15 protein-coding genes and 2 tRNA genes are annotated in these 20,745 nt (G+C 45.3%); 9 read left to right on the top strand and 8 right to left on the bottom strand.

Annotated elements, in window-relative coordinates; all coding sequences use genetic code 11:
- Window positions 1-1,290, top strand: a 1,290-nt coding sequence (dgt, locus tag RM811_RS15355) for a dGTPase (protein ID WP_402525961.1), incomplete at its 5' end; no start/stop codon positions are given.
- A gap of 237 nt (window positions 1,291-1,527) precedes the next feature.
- A complete protein-coding gene (locus tag RM811_RS15350; RefSeq protein WP_402525959.1) occupies window positions 1,528-4,791 on the top strand; it encodes a hypothetical protein in 3,264 nt (1,087 codons plus the stop codon).
- Window positions 4,792-4,817: 26 nt separating this feature from the next.
- Here RM811_RS15350 and RM811_RS15345 read toward each other — a convergent pair whose 3' ends face one another.
- On the bottom strand, window positions 4,818-5,687 hold the full coding sequence (locus tag RM811_RS15345; RefSeq protein ID WP_402525957.1) for a patatin-like phospholipase family protein: 870 nt from the start codon (window positions 5,685-5,687) through the stop codon (window positions 4,818-4,820).
- A 202-nt stretch (window positions 5,688-5,889) separates the two neighbouring features.
- Here RM811_RS15345 and RM811_RS15340 point away from each other — a divergent pair, with 202 nt between their 5' ends.
- Window positions 5,890-6,750: an aldo/keto reductase family protein gene (locus tag RM811_RS15340; protein ID WP_402525955.1), complete on the top strand. Its 861-nt coding sequence runs from the start codon at window positions 5,890-5,892 to the stop codon at window positions 6,748-6,750.
- An 88-nt stretch (window positions 6,751-6,838) separates the two neighbouring features.
- Here the strand turns inward: RM811_RS15340 and RM811_RS15335 are convergent.
- From RM811_RS15335 to RM811_RS15315, 5 genes are all read right to left on the bottom strand, one after another.
- Window positions 6,839-6,915 (bottom strand) — tRNA-Pro (locus RM811_RS15335).
- A 242-nt stretch (window positions 6,916-7,157) separates the two neighbouring features.
- Window positions 7,158-7,234, bottom strand: a tRNA-Pro gene (locus RM811_RS15330).
- A gap of 301 nt (window positions 7,235-7,535) precedes the next feature.
- A complete protein-coding gene (locus tag RM811_RS15325; RefSeq protein ID WP_402525952.1) occupies window positions 7,536-7,757 on the bottom strand; it encodes a hypothetical protein in 222 nt (73 codons plus the stop codon).
- Window positions 7,758-7,882: 125 nt separating this feature from the next.
- Entirely contained in the window at window positions 7,883-8,092 is a 210-nt protein-coding gene (locus tag RM811_RS15320; protein ID WP_402525950.1) for a cold-shock protein, read from the bottom strand.
- 315 nt (window positions 8,093-8,407) lie between these two features.
- Complete coding sequence (locus RM811_RS15315; protein WP_402525948.1) at window positions 8,408-8,575, bottom strand: hypothetical protein; 168 nt, start codon at window positions 8,573-8,575, stop codon at window positions 8,408-8,410.
- 30 nt (window positions 8,576-8,605) lie between these two features.
- Between RM811_RS15315 and RM811_RS15310 the strand changes: the two genes are divergently transcribed.
- Together RM811_RS15310 and RM811_RS15305 are read left to right on the top strand one after the other, a co-directional pair.
- Window positions 8,606-8,737, top strand: coding sequence for a hypothetical protein (locus RM811_RS15310; RefSeq protein ID WP_402525946.1), 132 nt, complete (start codon window positions 8,606-8,608; stop codon window positions 8,735-8,737).
- A gap of 450 nt (window positions 8,738-9,187) precedes the next feature.
- Entirely contained in the window at window positions 9,188-9,526 is a 339-nt protein-coding gene (locus tag RM811_RS15305) for a transposase (protein ID WP_402525943.1), read from the top strand.
- Between the two features lie 58 nt (window positions 9,527-9,584).
- On the opposite strand, the gene RM811_RS15300 is transcribed toward RM811_RS15305, so the two are convergent.
- Window positions 9,585-10,856, bottom strand: a complete 1,272-nt coding sequence (locus RM811_RS15300; protein ID WP_402525941.1) for a hypothetical protein — start codon at window positions 10,854-10,856, stop codon at window positions 9,585-9,587.
- Window positions 10,857-11,591: 735 nt separating this feature from the next.
- Between RM811_RS15300 and RM811_RS15295 the strand changes: the two genes are divergently transcribed.
- Both RM811_RS15295 and RM811_RS15290 read left to right on the top strand, forming a co-directional pair.
- Entirely contained in the window at window positions 11,592-14,999 is a 3,408-nt protein-coding gene (locus tag RM811_RS15295) for an SNF2-related protein (RefSeq protein ID WP_402525939.1), read from the top strand.
- 1,175 nt (window positions 15,000-16,174) lie between these two features.
- Window positions 16,175-16,972 carry a hypothetical protein gene (locus RM811_RS15290; RefSeq protein ID WP_402525937.1) on the top strand — a complete coding sequence of 266 codons (798 nt, stop codon included), beginning with the start codon at window positions 16,175-16,177 and terminating at the stop codon, window positions 16,970-16,972.
- A gap of 25 nt (window positions 16,973-16,997) precedes the next feature.
- Here the strand turns inward: RM811_RS15290 and RM811_RS15285 are convergent, their stop codons facing one another.
- Window positions 16,998-17,357 carry a hypothetical protein gene (locus RM811_RS15285; RefSeq protein ID WP_402525935.1) on the bottom strand — a complete coding sequence of 120 codons (360 nt, stop codon included), beginning with the start codon at window positions 17,355-17,357 and terminating at the stop codon, window positions 16,998-17,000.
- 731 nt (window positions 17,358-18,088) lie between these two features.
- Here RM811_RS15285 and RM811_RS15280 point away from each other — a divergent pair.
- Together RM811_RS15280 and rho are read left to right on the top strand one after the other, a co-directional pair.
- On the top strand, window positions 18,089-18,928 hold the full coding sequence (locus RM811_RS15280; RefSeq protein ID WP_402525933.1) for a class I SAM-dependent methyltransferase: 840 nt from the start codon (window positions 18,089-18,091) through the stop codon (window positions 18,926-18,928).
- A gap of 263 nt (window positions 18,929-19,191) precedes the next feature.
- Entirely contained in the window at window positions 19,192-20,136 is a 945-nt protein-coding gene (rho, locus tag RM811_RS15275) for a transcription termination factor Rho (RefSeq protein ID WP_402525931.1), read from the top strand.
- Window positions 20,137-20,745: the final 609 nt, after the last annotated feature.

The raw sequence follows: 20,745 nt of genomic DNA, 5'->3' as shown, positions 1-20,745 counted from the left end.
GTTCGCAGCCGACTGACACACTCGCTGGAAGTCCAGCAAGCGGGCCGCTACCTGGCCAAGACCATTCTCGATCAACTGAAACAGAGCGGTGAACTGGGCAAACTTGGCCTTGACGATATTGAAACCGCATTTACCAATCTGGTGGAAATGTCCTGCCTGCTGCACGATGTGGGTAACCCACCCTTTGGCCATTTCGGAGAAGCTGCCTTCAGTCGCTGGATACAGGAGCATGGAGAGTCTTGTCACCACAAGGCAATGCAAAGACAAAACACTCTGAATGGACAAACCGGACATTCAGAACTTTTTCACAATGTGCTGTTTCCGGATTTATCGGTGTTTGAAGGTAATGCCCAGGGCCTGCGGATTATTCACAGCTTGCAGGCGCTCAACCTGACCTGGTCACAGATGGCAGCTACCATCAAGTACACCAGAGCCCCTTATCAGAACAAAGAACCCGGATTTAATTATCGCCAGAAAAAACCGGGCTTCTACTTTTCCGAGCAACCGCTGATCGAAGCGATCTGGAAGAATCTCGATATTAAAGACAACTGCCGCTTTCCCCTGGTCTATATCATGGAGGCTGCAGACGATATTTCTTATTGTATTGCAGATCTCGAAGATGCCATTGATAAGGGAATTCTGTCGTTCCGGGGCTTGAGCTTCTGGTTGAAAAATGTCTGGAAGGAATTCAGTGGTGAGAAAAACAACTATCTGCCTGACATTATTAAAACCGCTGAAAGCGTTGCCAGAGACAACCCTCAAAACTTTATTCGCCACCTGCGCTCTCACCTGGTAAGAGATCTGGTGAGCTACGCAGCCAACCGCTATCTTCAGAAACATGAAGCGGTTTTTCATGGCACTCTGGACGAGCCTTTGATTGACGGTGGGTCTGATCAGCACCTGGCACTGAAAACCCTGAAAACAGTGGCCATACGACATGTGTTTAGCAGTCAGGAAAAGGAGACGCCAGAGCTGCGCGGTTACGCCGCCCTGATAGGCCTGCTGAACATCTACCGCCCTATTCTTGAATTACCCAGAACCGCATTCGCCAATCTTGATAATCTGCCTGACGGGGAGCACTTCATTGAGCATCGACTGAATCACCGACTATCCCGTAAATACAAAGCCGCTTATTTCCGCGCGGTTCACCAACTGGAACAGGAAAGCCACTCCCCCGCTGAAGCCAATGACCTTGAATGGTATTTCCGAACCCGGCTTATTCTGGATTATATCGGAGGTATGACTGACCACTTTGTATTGACCGAGTATCAAAGCCTGTCAGCCATTTAAATCGAATATTTCTGGCTGACTGCCCCCGCCACGCAATAAATTCACTATCACCACCGCTCACGGATAGTCGAAAAACATCTATAATCCAATGGGTAAATAATATTAAAAAGATAAAAACCTTGAAAACTACCCAAGGATATTTTTGTGTTCGACCCGAATCTTCCAACCGTATACTGTTTATATGTACCTTACAATCAATACACGAGGAATATACAGCCTCCCCGCGGCAGCCCCAGAATGGCTAATCACAGTGTATCCCATCCACAACAACCGATTATCCCCATTTACACACATAACAGTTCACAAATGCCCGTGCCATTACTACCTCCTGAACAGGTTGCTCACCAGTCTCAGCAATTAAACCCATATGCCTACACCGGGGTGACTTTTCAGAATGTATCTCTCCTCCAACAACAACAACAACAGGTTCAAACCTTTTTTCCATCCAATCCAACTTCAATGCACATGCCATTGCAAACTGAATACCCAGGCATACCGATCAACTATTTCACAGAATTGCCCCCTGATACTCAGTCCCGCTTTACACTTAATGATGAAGAAGAAACGTCTGACGGAGGCCAGTTTTCCCATACATCCGCATACCCCTGTCAAAATCAGCAAGCCACCGAAGAGAGAATAGCCAGGTCGAACCTAAAGCCTGGCGCCAAAGAGTTCCATCTCACAGCCATTGGTCATGAAATTAACCCGCATCAACCCTGCCTGCCAGCGCCAGAGTCGTATATTCCACCCGATGGATCAGCCAGCCCATCCATAAAAAAGCCAGGTGACAACAACGAGACAGAAACAAATGCCAGTCCAGAAATAGAAGCCGAGCCTGAAAGGATGCCTGATATTGATATTTCTCTACTACTTATTTCAGGCAGCCCCCGTCAAAAACCAGATGTAGATGCGGATATGAAGTACCTGTTTTGCCAGGATCAATCTCGACCAGCACCCTCTCGTAAAAAAGAAAAAAATAAAGCTCTATCAAAAATTCAAAGCAATATAAATATGCTTAGTGATCCACAAGAAAAAGGATATGCTGAGCGCAAAAGAATAATGGAGAGTCTTGTAAAAGAGATTGATGAAAGGATGGTTTTTAAAGATATACAATTACCACCTCTACCTTCCCTAAATCTCTCCGGAGGGGGAAACATATATCCAACACAATCAATAAAATCTATAGGAAACTTGATTAACATGTCTATTCAATCCTTCTTACCCAATAGACACAGAATAATATTTACACTTTCAGCACCTTTTCTACCCGGTTACAGCATTCCCTTTTCAACTGAAACCTTTAGCCTGAGCAATAAAGCCTTACAACAAGTCAAAAAGATTACAAAAAATAAAGAGCTATCTCCGATCCAAACAACAGACCAACTTGTACTAATAGCAAATTTATTACACGGAATGCAAGGCTCATTCAAAAAGAAGATTAAAAAACTAAAAGAAACAGAAAGTAGCGAGGAAAAAAAATATTACCACTGGGATCTCTTAATCCATAGCAAGTTTATTGCTCACATGATGCTAACAACACTGCTTTTTTTACAAAATGACTCGAACTCATCTAATAATCAAGAATTACTAAATCATATAACAATATTTTTTATTGCTCATCTTATTCATATCAGCCCGGAAAAAGATATAGCAGAAGACGTTTACCTGGAACTGATAAGAGCTCTACTCAGTCTTTTAAATCATGAAATAGCTGAAAGCATTATTTTCCCAGCAATGATGGGCACTGATACTAAACCAGAAACAAAAATAACACGAACACAAAGACAAAAACAAACCACAAAAGAAAGATTGCAGGAAAAGCTGAAAAAGAAAAACGAGACTGACTCCACTTCAGATGTTAATCCCTCATCGTCAGAAACACGCCTGGCAACAGATGCAATGAAACATACTCAGACATTAATAATCGAAGCACTTAATTTCTGCTATAACAAACCTGAATTAGCCACATATTATTTTTCAATATTCACTACTATCTATAAATCACCCATATTCTGCAAAAAGTTTTTAGAAGACACCCCTGAAAAAAACAGTGAAATCATTAAAGACCTCACCAACTTTATTTGCTGGATGAATCACAGTCTGCAAGACCTCCGTTTTTGTGATGACAACAACGCCAGGAGCATAGCAATTATCTCGGAAATACAAACATGGGTTCCAAAACTCAGCCAACTGACTGCAGCTTTGGCGGGCAGGACTCCCGAAAGAGATAAAGAAATCACGGATATAAAATGGCTACAGGATAATCTGATCAAAAACCCGACAATAAAAGCCGACGATAAAAAAGATCCGACATCTAAACTGAAATCACTGGCAATAAACATTGAGCAATTACGATTAGCACTGGTGATAGCGAAACTAGAAGAAAACAAGGGATCCCGGGAGCTTGAAAAAGAGATTGACAAATGGGCTAAGAATAACGACAAACTCACTGAACTCAAGAAAAAAAGAAGAGATAAAACAAGAAACCAACCAACCAGTCAACAACCGATTAGCGTTAAAAAACCTGAAGAGTCAGATCATCTGAAAAGCGTTGAATCACCCCATCATACGGAAAGAGAACCTGTTTCCGGGGTTACAGATTTTTCAGAAAGAGTAACCGCTCTGTGCAACACACTCGATGACTCAAAGCCATTTGAAGAACTGGAAAAAATAGCCAAAGACAAGTTAGCTGAAAGTCTGATACCCCCTGCCCATAAAGTTTACTGCTTTTTGGAAATAGCCTTACATATTTTTCATAAAAATCACAAATTGATTATCCGCACAGCCACGTCTATGGAGAAGGTGCAAATAACTCATCAAAAACTTGTCAGCTTGCAACCTCCAATAGAAAAAATCAAAAGCAGGAGCCAATCCACACAGTGGCTGCAGAAGAATTTCTCAGTAAATGAACTTACCCCCAAAAACATGGCTTTTCTAGCCAGTAATACGGATTTAGAGAACGTTAAAAAAGCAAAAGAGCGACTCAGGAACTCCCTGTTATTTCTTGAACTCTCCATAAAAGATGCATATGAGTTACTGAGTGAGATGAAAAAACCTGATTTTAAATTGAAAGGGGAACTCAATACTACGGAGCTGATAACTCATTTTGAAATATGCAAAGATATCATAGCGTCATTGAACAGCTATAACGAACATCTGCACCAGAATCTGGTCACCTATGAGCTTCCCACTCTCAAAACCCGGCTTTTCGAACAGCTTCGCTTATATGGTCGCAATAGTTTCATAAGCCCTGCCAACCATTTCAGTCCTGTTCCTGCCCCCGGGTTTAAGGATGAGGATGAGGATGCCTTGAAACCACTGTGGACGATGCAGCAGAACAAAGAAAATTATCGACTTTATAACCAATACCCTAATGCCAATGAAAAGATCAATACTGCACAGCTACTGAAAGACTTTACACAGGTTCATAATGAGCTGAAATCACTCCTCGAAACCAGCACACAAGCCAGCCCTGCACAGGCTCAATTTACCTTGATTTGACAGGTTCAGTGACCGGCCACTTTGCCTTACAAAGGGGTCGGCAATTTAAACCAGAAGGTACGCTTCCGGGTACCGCCTTTCATATTCTTTAACCAGTCAGCACCTTCACCCTCAAAGTATTTCCTTGCGCAGTTATAACCCATTTCATAAATGGACTTCAGCTGATCAGGCTTGACCATAAAGGCGCTGCAATCTTCGATGCCTTCCGGGGCAAGAGAGATATCAGGCAAATTGATGTTGGCAAACTGTCTGGCTGAACTGTAGATCTGAAACACCCGGTCCAGCACATCAAACATATTGCCAAAATGCTCACTGGGCCTGGACATCATCGGTGCCAGATACATACCGATATGATGACGACACTGATCGTTAATCAGGTCTGAAGGATAGTTATTAATGATCCCCCCATCCGCATAGACCGTGTCTTGCCATTTCACCGGCGTAAACATGCCCGGATAAGCAGACGACGCCACCAGCGCATTAATTAAAGACCCACTGTTGAACACCGTCTGCCGGGCCCGGTTCAAATCCGTGGCCACTACATACAATGGTTTATTTAACGATTCAAAACTGTCTTCCGGAAAGTAAGACTGAAAGTGTTTGGCAATCTTACCGGAGTCGATCAACCCCAAGGCATTGAAAGAGAGGTTTCTGAGGCTGAACATTCGGGTTGAGACAAAAAACTCAAGAATTTCTTCCGGTGAATACCCGGCACTGTAGAGGGCACCGACCATCGCTCCGGCACTGGCACCGGAAATAATATCCGGCTCAATCGCCTGCTCCTGAAGATATTGCAGCAGCCCAACCTGAGCCATGCATTTGGCGCCACCACCCGAGAGCGTCAGGCCCAGTCGGTAAGGTCGGGTTTTAAAAAGCTCTGTTTTAAATAGGCCCATCGGTCAAAGCCTTTTCAATACCCATATATTAGAAAGTCCTATAGAAAGTCCTATAGAAAGTCCCATAGAAAGTCCTATTCCCATGCCGGCATTATGTCATGGGCTTTGCTCTAGTCTAAAGTAAATCTCAAAAGACAAAGCCAGACCACAAAACTCTTTACCTTTTATACACTCTCAATAATATTGAAAGGAGGCAAGAAAGATGGCCGAACTGCCAGAAACTAACCCACTTTATCTTCACGACACAGCAGTACCCCGCTTTATTTATGGGACGGCCTGGAAAGAGCAGGCCACCAGCGAACTCACCCTGAAAGCGCTGAACAACGGGTTTGCCGCCATCGATACCGCCAACCAGCGTAAACATTATTATGAAGAAGGTGTCGGGGAAGCCTTGCAAAACTATTACCAGATCAGTGGCAAAAGCCGTGATGACCTGTTCCTGCAAACCAAATTCACCTATGCCGAGGGCCAGGACAACCGGTTACCCTATAACCCTGAGGCAGACAGTAAAACTCAGGTTGAACAGTCCTTTCTCTCGTCTCTGGAACATTTGCAGACCGACTACCTGGATGCCTACCTGCTGCACGGTCCCTCTCAATCAAACGGGCTGAGTGACCGGGATTTTGCCGTGTGGGAAGCCATGGAGAGCTTCTACCGTTCCGGCCATATCAAACTACTGGGAGTCAGCAATGTAAACCATGATCAGCTGGAATACCTGAGCCTCCATGCCGCCATCAAACCCATGCTGGTGCAGAACCGATGCTTTGCCAGAACCGGCTGGGATTCTGATGTCCGTGAACTCTGTCAACGACATGATATTCATTACCAGGGATTTTCTTTGCTGACTGCCAATACAGCCATGCTTGCAAAGCCGGCGTTTCAGGCCATTATGACCAGAGCCGGGCTGACCGGGCCTCAGGTGATTTTTCAGGCAGCACTGAAAATGGGGATGATCATTCTCACCGGAACCCATGATGCAGACCATATGCAGCAGGATCTGCATTGCCTGACAACATCATTAACCGATGATGAAGTTGCCCTGATTGAGCAGCTAATGGCTTGAGGTGACTTTCCTGGAGATAAAAAGCTGGAAATAAAAAACTGCAGACAAAAAAAAGCCAGCACATGATGCTGGCCAATAAAAAATAATCTGGTCGGGGTAGAGAGATTCGAACTCCCGACATCCTGCTCCCAAAGCAGGCGCGCTACCAGACTGCGCTATACCCCGTTTTACAACACTAAAAATCGTTCCGGACATCATGGCGGCGGTACTTCTAAAAACACCTCCATACCGGAACGATTCATACTTTAACAAATACACAATCTTTTCACAGTAGTGATTTCCGCATACTGGCTACGGAACATACACAGATCAAGACTGTATTTCCCCAGAATAAAAACCTTGGAAACTGGGCAACATGCTCGGCACACATAAAAAACCCATACTCAAGAGCATGAGCTTTAACTATCTGGTCGGGGTAGAGAGATTCGAACTCCCGACATCCTGCTCCCAAAGCAGGCGCGCTACCAGACTGCGCTATACCCCGTTCACTTACCCGTGCGTTCCGGGCCAGTGGTGGCGTATTATCCCTATTTTCAGGACGCCGTCAACCGCCAGTAAATATTTTTATCTTTAATTTTTATGAGCTACAGGAGCCTGACGTTTTTTGAACAAATAACCAAGAAATCAGTCTAAATAATTTTCTCTTACTCGCTTAAAATACCCTTCTCTTTTTGTCTGGAAGAACGCAAAGCCTCTTCTTAATCTTGTTAACACAACCCACATGTTGGGTCGAGCGGAGCGAGCCTCAACAAATCTCGCCGCCCCCATAAACAGCAGTTAAATATTTACAGTCTGAATCGCCGGTGCCGGTGCCTTTCATTTCCCCCACTGACAATGAAGGCTAAATACCCTACCCCTCCAAGTTCATCCTTAACGGCAACCACTGACCCATCCCGAAGCGTTGCCAGGCTGGCGCCGTTACCATTGTTGGCGGTGATGGTGGCGACCACCCTCACCCCTTCCAGTACCAGAGCCTTGAATTGCTGCCAGATATTGGTGGTGGCCATAAAGGTCTCCCCCCCATTTTTTTCACTTTTCTGAAAACCACAAAAAAGGGCAGTGCCCGAAAGCACTGCCCTTCTTTACCTCACTTTACGTGAGGTGAGAGGCTACAATATTGCAGCCCCGACCATTACAGTGGTCGAATATCTTCAGCCTGAGGACCTTTCTGGCCCTGAGTGATGGTGAATTCAACACGCTGGCCTTCTGCCAGAGATTTGAAGCCATCGCCTGTGATCTGACGGAAGTGAGCAAACACGTCTGGTCCGCCGTTATCCTGAGCGATGAAACCAAAACCTTTCTCGTCGTTGAACCACTTAACAGTACCGGTAGTAGTAGCCATAGTCATATCCTGAACATTAATAATAAATTTGCCTTGTAATAAGGCGGCAAAGCTAGAAGTTTATTATTGCTTATGAAGAGTATGGCGAGTTACTACACCCGGAACATCAAATCTATGCATAAAAAATAAATCACACTTTTAACGTTCCGCCATTATACAGCGCATTATCCTAATCGCTATGAGCACTTATATTCAATCGAATACTCAAAATACTTAACTATTTATGTACATATACTTAATAATACCTTTCAACTGGATGCTTTGGAGAGCGTTGCTTCGTTCAGCAGCAACATTGGTCGCCAGACAAAACCCTCGCTAATCACCCGCTATATCTTGAACCTCGACCAGCACCCCCAGCTCAATCAGGCCGGGAGCGGTATTGGTATCGGTCAGCGGTAGCTCGATGGTGGTGATGTTTTGGTTGTCACCCTTTGGAGTGGCTTTTATTAATGGCTGCAGACCCGTCGCCGAAAGCAGGCGCAATCGGTTGAAGAGAGAGGCCTGATCGTTGACATGAAACGAATTTTTGAGTCCTCGCGGGGCTCTTACGGCTCCCGCCGCATGTCTCGGGCTTTGCAGGTACCTGGGCATGATGTCGGTCGCCATAAGAGGCAAGACTCATACAGGAAAATGGTTTGGTTGTGAGCAAAGCACGTAAGCTCAAGGTCACGACCAACAGCAAACATAAATTCCCCGCGGCGAATAATCTTCTCAATAGAGAATTCCAGAAGCCCGCCCCAATAAAGTATGGGTGATTACATAGTTACCTGTGGACGCGCGAGGGCTGGCTATACCTCACTGCCGTCGTTGATCTTTACTCGTGCAAAGTCGTCGGACGGGCCATTAGTCCGAGGATGACAACGGATTTACCTCCAGGAGGCGTCCGAGAATAGCGCCCGTAGCGAGGACGACAGAAAGTTGAAGATAAAAATTCGGTTTTGTGAGGAGATAGCGTGCTATTTGACGAACAAAAGCGGATTTTTAGACCAATTTGCTGTCGCCGCACGATTGCATGGATGCAGGAGCTAGAGCAACGCAGGAGCAGTTGCCGCGTAGGGCCGTCTATTCCCGGACAGCCTCCTGGCGGCCCTGCGCATGGCCTATTGGGCCAGGAAACCCGGAAAGGGGCTGCTGCATCACTCGGATCAGGAGAGCCAATACGCATCCCATGACTATCAGGCAGAACTCAAGAAGTACCATATGCCCGTCAGCATGAGCCTAAAAGGGAACTGCCGGGATAATGCGATCATGGAGAGATTCTTCGGGAGCCTGAAGCGAGAGTGTACAGATCATAGTTTTTACGACTCTCGCAGAGAGGCTGAGCGTGATGTTGTTGACTATATCCTGTTCTACAACAACAACCGGCGTCACTCTGATCTGGATTATTGCAGCCCAACTGCATTTGAAGAGAAACGATTGGAAAAAGCGGCTTAATCAGGTGTCCAAAACTACTTGACCACAACAGACACCACCTGTTGATCAGGTACGTTTATCAGAAAAGGCAAAGAGTATTCTCTGCATAGTCCAGATATTTCCGCAAAAAGGTATCAGTTATAACTACTTTTTTTTTCTCAATTTCTTCACCTAAAACCAGCGCAAATTCAGGTGTATCACAATAACCACCTTGAAAAGATTTCCCCAGCAACCCCCTGTTATTAACCAGGTAATCATATATATGATCGGAGTCAATAATATCCAGATCTACCCAACCTATAACAAGAACTTTAATTTCCTCGTTTAAAACATGTTCCAGTGATGAATCAGAGTTATAATCGGCGATATTGTCCAGTGACATCGCATCTGTATCATCCAAAGGGTGATTTACACTATAAGCAAGCAGACTACTCATTCTTGCTTCAAAGCAAACATCAACACTCGGCATGGCTACGTCAAAAAATTCCTGCAAATAATCATTTTTGATAGCATCATCTACATGCCTCTCTGCAAGGTCCACATAATCACTTAATGAGCGAGATAAAGTTTTTGGATCATTCAATCTTTCGTGAAAAGTCAAACCCGTTTTTTTATTAAAAAAACTGCACGCATTTTTATTTGAAATAAGCCTTGCCTGAATTTCTGGTAAGTTTTTCTTTATTTTCCTGATACTCTGCAAGCTCAGTGCAAGATATTCATAACGGGTTAAACCTGCCCCCCCTAGACCAATACGCCTGCCAAGCGTACGAAACAATGGCTCAGGAAACCACTTCTTCTGAAGTGCCTTGGAAACCCAAAACCTAACAGTATCAATGGATAAACCAAAGATTTTTTTCCCTGTTCGAAGTTTTGGTCTTTTTCCTGAATAATTAGGCGAACCACCAAGACTCACTTTAAATTTATCAAGCGCTTCATGGTATTGCTTAAATTCACCATCCAAGTCAGAACCAGCAGTTTCCTCGATATCTGACATATCTTCTATTTCAGGCAAGTTGCCTTCAATATCACTTTCGGACAGGCTGGAAATAATAGAAGCTCTACTCTTAGATGGCTCGACCTCAAGTGTCCCCATAAAAAAACGTTCAATTTTTCCTCTTGCCTCTTTACTTACATTTTTAGGCGTCGTAGTTCTATCAATTACTTTTTTTTCATCATCGGTTACTTCACCATAAGGCCGATCACTTCTCCCATCAACCTCACTGGCATGAAGATCCATAGGCTTCACCGTTCTTCCGGAAGAAACTCCTTTTTGATCAACTGGCTCTAACTGCGGATCTTGAAATTTATTACTTTGATCTAATGTATTATCAGAAATCCTGTTCCTGGACATATTTATAGCTCCATCTATCATTGCTTTTATACTAGATGAACAATTATTTATATAGCAATAATAATCGAATCTACTCTGGCCGCACAATCAAAGTGACTATATCTTTGTAGACGTCTGCAGGAAGGCCATTTACTTGTGGAACAGAAACCATGAAAGTAGCTTTTATATTCGGACAGTTTTCCTGATTATCAGCCTGGAGGTTCAACAGGAAACCGTTTCCAGTCGTCAATTGCTCGCTCAGCGGCTGTTCTGTACCAGAGCCAACTTTCCAGAAAGTAGAATACCCAATCCCGATACTGTTCTAATTTCCCACCTTACCCATATTTTATGACCTGAGTTTCAAAGTGCAAGTTGACGCTCAAGGACTGCCTCAAGCCATTCCCTGTGCTCTGGACTGAACAAGGGGGAACATTTCAAGAAAAAAATATGCAGACATCTACTCAGGACGAACAGTCAGAGTAACGGAAATAGTGTCGGAAATGGTGTCGGAAATGGTGTCCGGAAATGGTGTCAGATCTTGATTCTTGAATTTATTCAAAATGAAAGACCTGACACCTTTTTCTTTGACACCTTTTTCTTTTTTTCCACTTCCGGGTGAATGCCATGAAAAAACATTGAACTAAGGATCAGGATTTTTTGTCAAAGCCTCAAAGCCTCACATCCTGTTTTATTAAGCAGGAACATCACGCATAATCATTAGTATTCAAATTCATTCAGAGCTTCACCACTCATCAAATGACCAAACTGAACATCAATCTGAACACACTATTTACACCCAACACCCTGAAGAACGGGCAGGATTACTTTAAAAAGAGTAAAGTGCTCTACGTCAACCTGAACGAAATTACTAACGAACTGTATGGAGAGGTCAGAGGGAGTCGCGGGCAAAACTATGAGGTCGAGGTAACCCTGGGACCGTTATTTGATGACCCGGATGAAGATCCCATATCTGGATTTTGTTCCTGTCCGGTTGGCGTCGATTGTAAACATGCACTGGCGTTGCTTTTAGCGGCTGAGGAAGCATTTGGTGCTGCTCATCTCAATGACTTGATCGGTGAGTGTCAAAACCCCACTATCAAGTCGCTTACTAAAAATAACCAGAAGGCAGAACAATCGGTACTGGAAAAACGAAGATCAAGCTGGTTGCATCACCTGAAAACCACTGCTCAACAAGTCTCAGAGCAAGCCCTGTCATCAACAGAATCCGGCACAGGAAAAAATAATAACTGTGTTGTTTATATCCTGGAAGAAACTCAATACAGCGGTGGTATTCTGGCTCAACCCTACCTGTCCCGTTATTTAAAGAAAGGAGGCTTTGGTAAGCCTACGATCTATACCAGTACCTACAACTGTCTGCACCATAACAACTGGCCCGCTAGCATGGCGGATAGTGATAAGCATATTCTCAAGCTGGCTTATATTCAGGACAGAATTGATTTATACGATGGTGAAATCAGCCTCCAGGGGCCTGAAGGCAGGGAGCTTCTCAATAAAATACTACTAACCCGTCGTTGTTTGGTCGATATGGAAAAACGTCTGCCCGTTGAGCAGGGGCAACCACTAAAGGGAGAAATTCGCTGGCAGCTCGATGACCAGGGTCTTCAACGCCCTTCATTATTTGATGCCAGCTCAGGCTATCCTTTGCAGTTGCTACCCACCGATCCACCCTGTTATCTAAAAAACACCCATGATCAGGTCGAGTGTGGTGAATTAACGCACTTGCCCGACGCACGTTTACTCGGTGCCATCCTGGAGGCTCCCCCCCTGGATGAGACCGGGGTGGAAGAGACCAGCAAAGCCCTGAAATCGCTCTTTAAAGGAAAAGAAAAAGGGAAAGAACGCAAAAGCGTGCAGCTCCCGAAAAAGGTCACGGCTATAACCGTGTCACCCCAACCCATTTTGCAGCTGGACGCCATTCCATTAGGCGGCAAAAATCCGGATCAGCAACTGGCACGAGCCAAATTGTTCTTTACCTATAACGACGAACGTATTCCATTGGGCAGCCCTCAAGACACACTGCCATCCGGTAATAACGACCATCAGGTTATCCCCCGCCAGAAAGCAGAAGAAAACGGGTTCATGCATCAGCTGGAACCCTGGATGGAACCCGCATTACAGCGCCACAGCGATGTTATCCGGCAACACCCGGCGCTAAAGCCCTATGATCTGATCATGGCGCTGCCGGGTGCCGATCATCGTCGACACTGGATGCACTTTATGACCGATGCCCTGCCGGATCTGGAAGCGCAGGGCTGGACCATCGAAATTGACGACAACTTCCCTTTCCAGTTTGAAGCCATCTCCGACGATGACTGGTATGCCGAACTGGATGAGTCAGAAAACAACTGGTTTGACCTGCGCCTCGGCATCACCATTGATGGTAAATCCATCGACCTGTTGCCACTGCTCGCTCGTCAGATCAACCAGCTGCCCACACTGGACGATCTGAAAAAGATGCCAGAGGATGCTCTGATTCCCGTAGCCTTACCCGGTGGTAAATTCATCCAGCTGCCCGCTGCACGCTTAAGACTGATTGCCGGAACCCTGCTGGAGCTGTTTGGTGATCGGCCATTAAATGAATATCAGCTGCAGAGTTACCATGCGGAAATCTGGCAGGAACTGTATGAACAGCTCGATCTGCCCTGGGCCGGTGGCGAAAAATTGCTGGCGCTGAGCAAAAAACTGAAAAACTTTAAACGACTGAAGAGTGTTAAACCGGCAAAAGAACTGCAGGCGGAACTGCGCAGCTACCAGCAACACGGTCTCTCCTGGCTGCAGTTTCTGCGGGAGTACGGACTGAACGGAATACTGGCGGACGACATGGGTCTGGGTAAAACCCTGCAAACCCTCGCCCATTTGCAATTGGAAAAAAAACGACTCGGTGATCAACTACCGCCGAGCCTGATGGTGTGCCCCACCAGCCTGCTGCATAACTGGCAGCATGAGGCTAACCGCTTTACGCCGGATTTGAAGGTGCATATCCATCATGGTTCGAGCCGGGACAGCGAGGCAATAAAGGACGCCGACCTGGTAATCACCAGTTACGGTATTATTCAGCGGGATTTTGAACAACTGGCGAAAACCCGTTTCCATCTGCTGGCCCTGGACGAAGCCCAGGCAGTGAAAAACCCCAATGCCAAAAGCGCCAAAGCCATTCGCTGCCTGAGAGCGGAACACAAACTCTGCTTAACCGGCACCCCCATGGAAAACCACCTGGGCGAGCTCTGGGCACTGTTCGACTTCCTGATGCCTGGTTTTTTGGGAGCGCGGGATCAGTTTACTCGTTTTTATCGCACACCCATTGAACGGCATGGTAACCAGCAGCAGGCGGAAAAACTGAAAAAACGCATAGCGCCGTTTATGTTACGCCGCAGTAAAGACCTGGTGGCGAAGGAACTACCCGCCAAAACCGAGATCATTCGCACCACAGCGCTGGATGGCAAGCAACGGGATCTCTATGAAACCATTCGCGCCAGTATGGAAGCCCGTGTACAGAAAGAAATTGAAAAAAAGGGTCTGGCACGCTCCCAGATTGTTATTCTTGATGCACTGTTAAAGATGCGACAAGCCTGCTGTGATCCATCCCTGGTTAAACTGGAGCAGGCCGCAGATGTTAAAGAGTCAGCCAAACTGGACCTGCTGATGGACCTGGTTCAACCCATGGTAGAAGAAGGACGGAAGATTCTACTCTTCTCCCAGTTTACCAGTATGTTGTCGCTTATTGAGTGTCGACTGGAAAAGGCAGGTATCCCCTGGGTAAAACTAACGGGCAAGACCCTCAACCGAAAACAGCCCATTGAGGCATTCCAGAGGGGGGATGTACCTGTTTTCCTGATCAGTCTGAAGGCTGGCGGAACCGGCCTTAACCTCACTGCCGCCGATACTGTCATTCACTACGATCCCTGGTGGAATCCGGCGGCGGAAGATCAGGCCAGCGACCGGGCACACCGCATCGGTCAGGACAAACCGGTCTTTGTCTACAAATTAATCACAGAAGGCACCGTGGAAGAAAAAATCCAGGCACTGAAAGAGAAGAAAAAGGCACTTGCCGATGCCATCTACGGTGATGGCACGGGAAAGAAAAAACCGTCCATTACGGCTGAAGATCTGAGTGTACTGTTTGAACCGTTAAAACAGGATTGAGAGGTTGTCACAACAAAAGTCCCGTTCCCATGTTCTTCGTGGGAACGGGACTTTCTGATTTTCAGTCTGTCATGGATATGGATTCCCACGCTGCCGCATGGAAACCAGAAGTTAATCGGTGTAGTGCTGGTTCAGCCTGCCCCAACCAGAATCCTGTCTGTTAGTTTTTATCCAAAAACTGGATTTACTCCCCCAATAGTAATATCTGAATCACTTGGATTCAGGGATGGTTAATACTGATGATGATTTATTTGTTAGTTTTTATAACAAATAAATTATTATTGGATTTTAAAATTGTGGCTGTCCTACTTCTTTCTCTACTTCTTTCTATGACTGTCCTACTTCTCTCTTCTGGCTGGCTCTGCCCATGGTGCGAAGGCGGGCGGTGACTTTGGTCAGGGTTCCTTTAGCTAGTTCCCACCCAGAAACTCTAGCCCTTGGGACACGTAGGCTATAGAGATTCAAGGTGCTTAAAATTTACGTAAAAATCGCATAAACTCCGCTACAGGCTCCGAAAGTCGTGCGGAGCAGGTGTCAAAACAAAATGCATTTTTTAGACCTGACCGCATGCCATGCGGGACCTACAGCGTTTCTGGATGGGAACTAGCTAAATCCCGAGCCCGGATAACGATATTTAGAACGCTGTTGCTGCTGGCCATAAGTAGGTGATCCTTTGCTATTGAATATTTTGACCATTGGCTAATGAATAAGTTCAAACTCTTTTATAACCAATACATCAGCCGTCGGTGGTATTCCCGAGTTTTTCAGCAATAAATGTTGAAATGCAAACAATCACCCATTTTTTAAATAGCAGCGATCCTGTCGCTACGCCTTGGTATAGCTGGAGATAATCGGTTAATCAAATAAACATAACTGTACGTACAGTCAGTTTATCCGAAAGCAAAGCTCCTCCTACTTATCTTTGACTCCTGTCTGGGTATCAGGTCAGCATGAGAGTTATGTTTTTTTGTGGCAGGCAGGAAACGTCCGAAGAGTTAGAAGGGGGTAGATTGAACTTTTAAGGTTTTTAGTATTCTAAGTAAGGAATGGTCCCGAAATAAAACCGACATACCTCCTCAACCCATCCCTCCGCGCAGGAGTTTGAAGAACAAAATGTCGAAGTAATTTAAGGACAATTCCTAAGGAGTAAAGAATGAAATGATAAAGAAGAAATTATGGAACGCCTAACGAAAAACATGAAAAGTTTGGAACCGAATGAAAAGAAAGGTTTTACTTGTGGTTCTTTACCCGTAAATTTTGCGAAACCACTCGCTGTCTACAGACAATATGACGTATCGCCTGAGCTAAATACATCAGATCATTTCTCGGCTTTACCTTGTGAATTAATACAAACGATTGCCAAAAAACTTTCACTTCGAGACTGCCTTCAATTAAAATTCACAAACAAAATCATTTCTAACGCTGTTGATTCAAAAGTGATAGACAAAGTTAAAGATAAAGATAAAGATAAAGATAAAGAATTATACCTACCCAAAGAAATTGGTCAAGACAAGTTAAAATATGCACCTTCTTATCACGCATTCAATAGTAATTGTGATTTTGAAAATGTGGAATTTAAAGGTGCTATGCTTCCAGGGTTTGAATCATTTCCAATTGAAGACAGTGACTATGAAAGTAAAATACAAAAAGTATATTCATGCTGGAAAGTTGAAACAGAGGATGTTATATCTGATGTAATCTACGGTGTTTTAGAAAATAAAAAAACATTCTCGTTAGATGTCGGTTCCAATCGATCGTTTATCGATGGATATATGGGTGAGATAAAAATTGCCCCAAACTGGAGAACTTTATTTAATGAAATGAATATGACCAACATCGAATTAACTGATTTTGTTGATGGCATGAATCAAAACGATTCGAAACAATTAATAGATATGCTAAAAGATCTAGAAGATAGAGATCAATTGAGAAATCACCTTATAGCAATTTTCGACCCAACAATTCCTGAATAAAGTGGAGTTGTTGGGCTACACAAACCTAAAGCGCCTGCACCACCTTCATAAACTGCGAGATACCAGTACCTGTTTTGCTGGTATCTCTCAACAACTCAAACTCCATTGATATCTCTGCAAACTCATCGCTGATAAAAGGAACGCCCTGGACGGGTGAAAACTTAATCCTGTGCATCGTCAGGCTGACTGCGTTGCCAGTTTGCGCTTCGTTCATGCCATCAAAGAACAGAGCGAATTCTTCACCCGCTTCCACCAGAGAGAGTCGAGGACATCCATAAAAAGAGAGTCGAGGAAGAGAGTCGAGGACATCCATAAGAAGAGAGTCGAGGACATCCATAAGAAGAGAGTCGAGGACATCCATAAGAAGAGAGTCGAGGACATCCATAAACATAGCCAAGTATTTCTTATGGTTATATTTATGGATGTCCTGTAGTTTCCCTGTAGTTTCCCCTTATGGTTATATTTATGGATGTCCTGCAAGAGAGTCGTTTATGGATGTCCTGCAAGAGAGTCCAGGTAGAGAGTCGAGGAAGAGAGTCGAGGAAGAGAGTCGAGAGAGAGTCGAGGACATCCATAAACATAGCCAGTAGAGAGTCGAGGACATCCATAAACATAGCCAAGTATTTCTTATGGTTATATTTATGGATGTCCTGTAGTTTCCCTTATTTTTACTGCGACACCCATCGTACAGATAATTGAGCCAGGTAAACTCATCCCGGCCCAGATGAAATTTACTTACCCATGTATGCAGGATGTTAACATTAACCCCAGATCTCTACTGTTTGCTCGGATTCGACGGCCAGTTTGACTGGCAGATTCCTTATATGGTTTATTTGCAACTCATTGCACAATATTTTCTAAGTTTTTTATTGATCATCTGGAGGAACGCTCGCCGCGTTCCCATCTTATATCCCCGCCCATTGGACCTGAGGACTCTAGCGCCTAAAGGCAAGGGTTTACGGCTGACTTGCTAATAACCAAAATCGGACATTCGGCCACTTGACAGCATCGACTGAACGGGTATGTTTCAGGATCCGCGTAAAGGCTTATTTAAGTAAGTCCCCAACGCTGAAGCGTGTATAATTCGGCCAGTATTTAACTAGACAGACAAACGATATGCCCGGCTACTACCTTCATACAATAAATGCCCTACAGGCGCTGGAGGCCATAGCCAAAGGACTGTCCTGCGTCCGGCTCTCCGCTGACCTGAATCTTTCGGAACGGGACTTTTCCTTAAGTGACCAGGGCCTGGTGCTCGACGAAAACAATCGACTTTCCATTGACGAGCTCAAAAGAATCGTCAAGAAGACACAGAGAATCTACCTCTGTCGCGATGGAGGTATGGTTCCGCTTGAAGACCGCAGCTCTGGCTACTACAAGCTCGTTCCCACATCTGGAGCACCTCTGCTGGAAATTAGCGGCGTCAAGATGCACATCTCCAAGGGAATCGACCCCTTTGCCAGTGCCTCCGAGATGGCTCAACAGGCGGTGCGCAAGGGTGACAAGGTACTGGACTGCTGCAGCGGACTGGGCTACGCGGCCATCGCTGCCCACCGACTAGGTGCAAGCGAGGTACTCAGTATCGAGCTGAGCCGGGAGGTAATGGGGCTGTGCGCGCAGAACCCCTGGTCAAACGATTTGGGGCAAGAGGGGATTGTGCAACGCCAGGGCAGTAGCTTTGAGCTGACAGGCACAATGCCTGCGAACTCCTTCGATTCGGTCATTCACGATCCACCGCGTTTTTCCCTCGCTGGAGAGCTCTATAGCGAAGAGTTCTACCGGGAGATCTTCCGGGTTCTGCGCCGGGACGGACGGCTTTTTCATTACACCGGAAATCCACACGTAGTAAAGAAGGGAAGCAGCTTTGTCGACGGCGTCATCCGCCGGCTCAAAGCGGTCGGCTTCAGGCACGTGGAAAAGGTCGAGCATCTGATGGGAGTCAGTGCGCAGAAATAATAGAATAAAGGGGGGTGACAATTATTTATGATTCTTAGTTGTGGTTGTATCCCCCCCTTTTTTCAACGATCAATACAACTGGAATAAAATCGGTGAACTACCGAGTAATCAAAAGCCATAACAAGGCGCTTAATTTTGTTCGCTCTGCTCACTGGGACAGCTTACACGTCGTTTCGCTCTGTTCCAGATACCCATTCCCGCGGCGTTAGCTATCTGTATACACGTCGAAAACACTTGATTTCCTAGAGCTCTAAACCAATATCATGACGAGAAAAACATTGTCTTTGAAGGTGAAAAGAAATACAGACTCCAAACCAGTCGATAAGGTGGTCAGGGATGTATCTCATGATGATCCAAAGAAGTGCTTTATAAATGGGGTAGCCGTTAACCCTTCTCAGTGTATTCACCTGGAATCAGGTTCTCAGACACTCACCGCGCGCGCGATGGATTTGATCACGCCAATCGGAATGGGGCAGCGAGGTTTGATTGTTGCTCCGCCGGGCTGCGGGAAAACGACCATTTTAAAACATATTTGCCAGGCGGTGGGTGAGGCTTATCCCGAGATAAAGCTTTATGCGTTACTCATTGATGAGCGGCCGGAAGAGGTGACTGATTTTAAGCGCAGTGTGCCGGCGCAAGTGTACGCCTCATCCTCGGATGATAGCTACGAGCAACACGTCCGTGTGGCCAATGACCTTCTAAATACCGCCCTCAAGAAAGCTGGTGAAGGTCATAATGTAATGATTGTCATTGATTCTCTCACAAGGCTCTCACGAGTACATAATGCAGAGCGAAAGAGCAGCGGTCGTACCATGTCGGGTGGGCTTGACGCCAGAGCCATGGAAATACCACGAAAACTGTTTGGCGCAGCTAGAAAGATTGAGAATGGTGGGTCGCTTACCATTCTGGCAACCATACTCGTTGATACCGGAAGCCGGATGGACCAGGTGATATTTGAGGAGTTCAAGGGCACCGGTAATATGGAGCTCGTTTTATCACGGGAGATTGCGAATCAGCGGATTTTCCCCGCGCTGGATATTGCTAAAAGTAGCACGCGCCGTGAGGAGCTTCTTCTAAATTCGAAAGATATCGAAAAGGTAATAGTTTTGCGGAGGGCACTGACCAATCTTAAACCTGTAGAAGGCGCCAGGAAACTTGTTGAGTTACTTGAGAAATACCCAACGAATGCAGAGCTGTTGAACCGGTAGTTGCCAAAAATTTTAGAATCCGCCTTTCAAAAGACTTAATTTACGCAGGCGGTCAAAGGCGAGGAACAGCATAATAAGGAAATGAAGAAAAAATATGATTACTGAACTGGGTGATTTTATTTTAATTTTTTGCCTGCAATGATGATATTGATGATGGTTTATATTTGGATACTTTTAAACTTACCAAAATATTTCTCAGGATTCTTTCTGGAATCCTGTATTCCTTATGTCTGGAAGCAGAAAGGGGAACAGCTCCGGATTCCATCAGTAAAGAGTGAGCGTATTAATGTTCTGGGCTTTTTCATCAGCATTTTTGATAATTGACGGTTAATGAATGCAGGCAGAACAGGTTCAGTGTTTTTTTCCTCGTGCCACGCCAGCGAAAACACCGTCCATTACGGTAATGGTTTCGTGAAGTGGTTCAGACTTCAAAAAAAAACAGACTGGTTTCTTGCAGTAGCCCTGATCTCAGTTAATCTCAGGTTTTGGTATGGCTTGAAGTCCCGTGCCATGCGAAGTTCATCCGTGCCTCACTGGTAACAGGCGCATCGGCTCGGACTGCTTACGGGAGCCGGCCATGCAGTCGTTAGCCACTCTGATATCCGTGAA

The organism is Endozoicomonas sp., from assembly GCF_031844845.1.
Lineage (GTDB): Bacteria > Pseudomonadota > Gammaproteobacteria > Pseudomonadales > Endozoicomonadaceae > Endozoicomonas.
This window is presented reverse-complemented; position numbering and strand designations above follow the sequence as displayed.

Coding starts and splice junctions, on each gene's coding strand:
- RM811_RS15285 (WP_402525935.1), bottom strand. CDS start 17,357: ATGGATGTCCTCGACTCTCTTCTTATGGATGTCCTCGACTCTCTTCTT.
- RM811_RS15325 (WP_402525952.1), bottom strand. CDS start 7,757: ATGGCCACCACCAATATCTGGCAGCAATTCAAGGCTCTGGTACTGGAA.
- RM811_RS15310 (WP_402525946.1), top strand. CDS start 8,606: ATGAAACGAATTTTTGAGTCCTCGCGGGGCTCTTACGGCTCCCGCCGC.
- RM811_RS15280 (WP_402525933.1), top strand. CDS start 18,089: ATGCCCGGCTACTACCTTCATACAATAAATGCCCTACAGGCGCTGGAG.
- RM811_RS15350 (WP_402525959.1), top strand. CDS start 1,528: ATGGCTAATCACAGTGTATCCCATCCACAACAACCGATTATCCCCATT.
- RM811_RS15300 (WP_402525941.1), bottom strand. CDS start 10,856: ATGTCCAGGAACAGGATTTCTGATAATACATTAGATCAAAGTAATAAA.
- RM811_RS15305 (WP_402525943.1), top strand. CDS start 9,188: ATGGCCTATTGGGCCAGGAAACCCGGAAAGGGGCTGCTGCATCACTCG.
- RM811_RS15290 (WP_402525937.1), top strand. CDS start 16,175: ATGGAACGCCTAACGAAAAACATGAAAAGTTTGGAACCGAATGAAAAG.
- RM811_RS15295 (WP_402525939.1), top strand. CDS start 11,592: ATGACCAAACTGAACATCAATCTGAACACACTATTTACACCCAACACC.
- RM811_RS15345 (WP_402525957.1), bottom strand. CDS start 5,687: ATGGGCCTATTTAAAACAGAGCTTTTTAAAACCCGACCTTACCGACTG.
- RM811_RS15320 (WP_402525950.1), bottom strand. CDS start 8,092: ATGGCTACTACTACCGGTACTGTTAAGTGGTTCAACGACGAGAAAGGT.
- RM811_RS15340 (WP_402525955.1), top strand. CDS start 5,890: ATGGCCGAACTGCCAGAAACTAACCCACTTTATCTTCACGACACAGCA.
- rho (WP_402525931.1), top strand. CDS start 19,192: ATGACGAGAAAAACATTGTCTTTGAAGGTGAAAAGAAATACAGACTCC.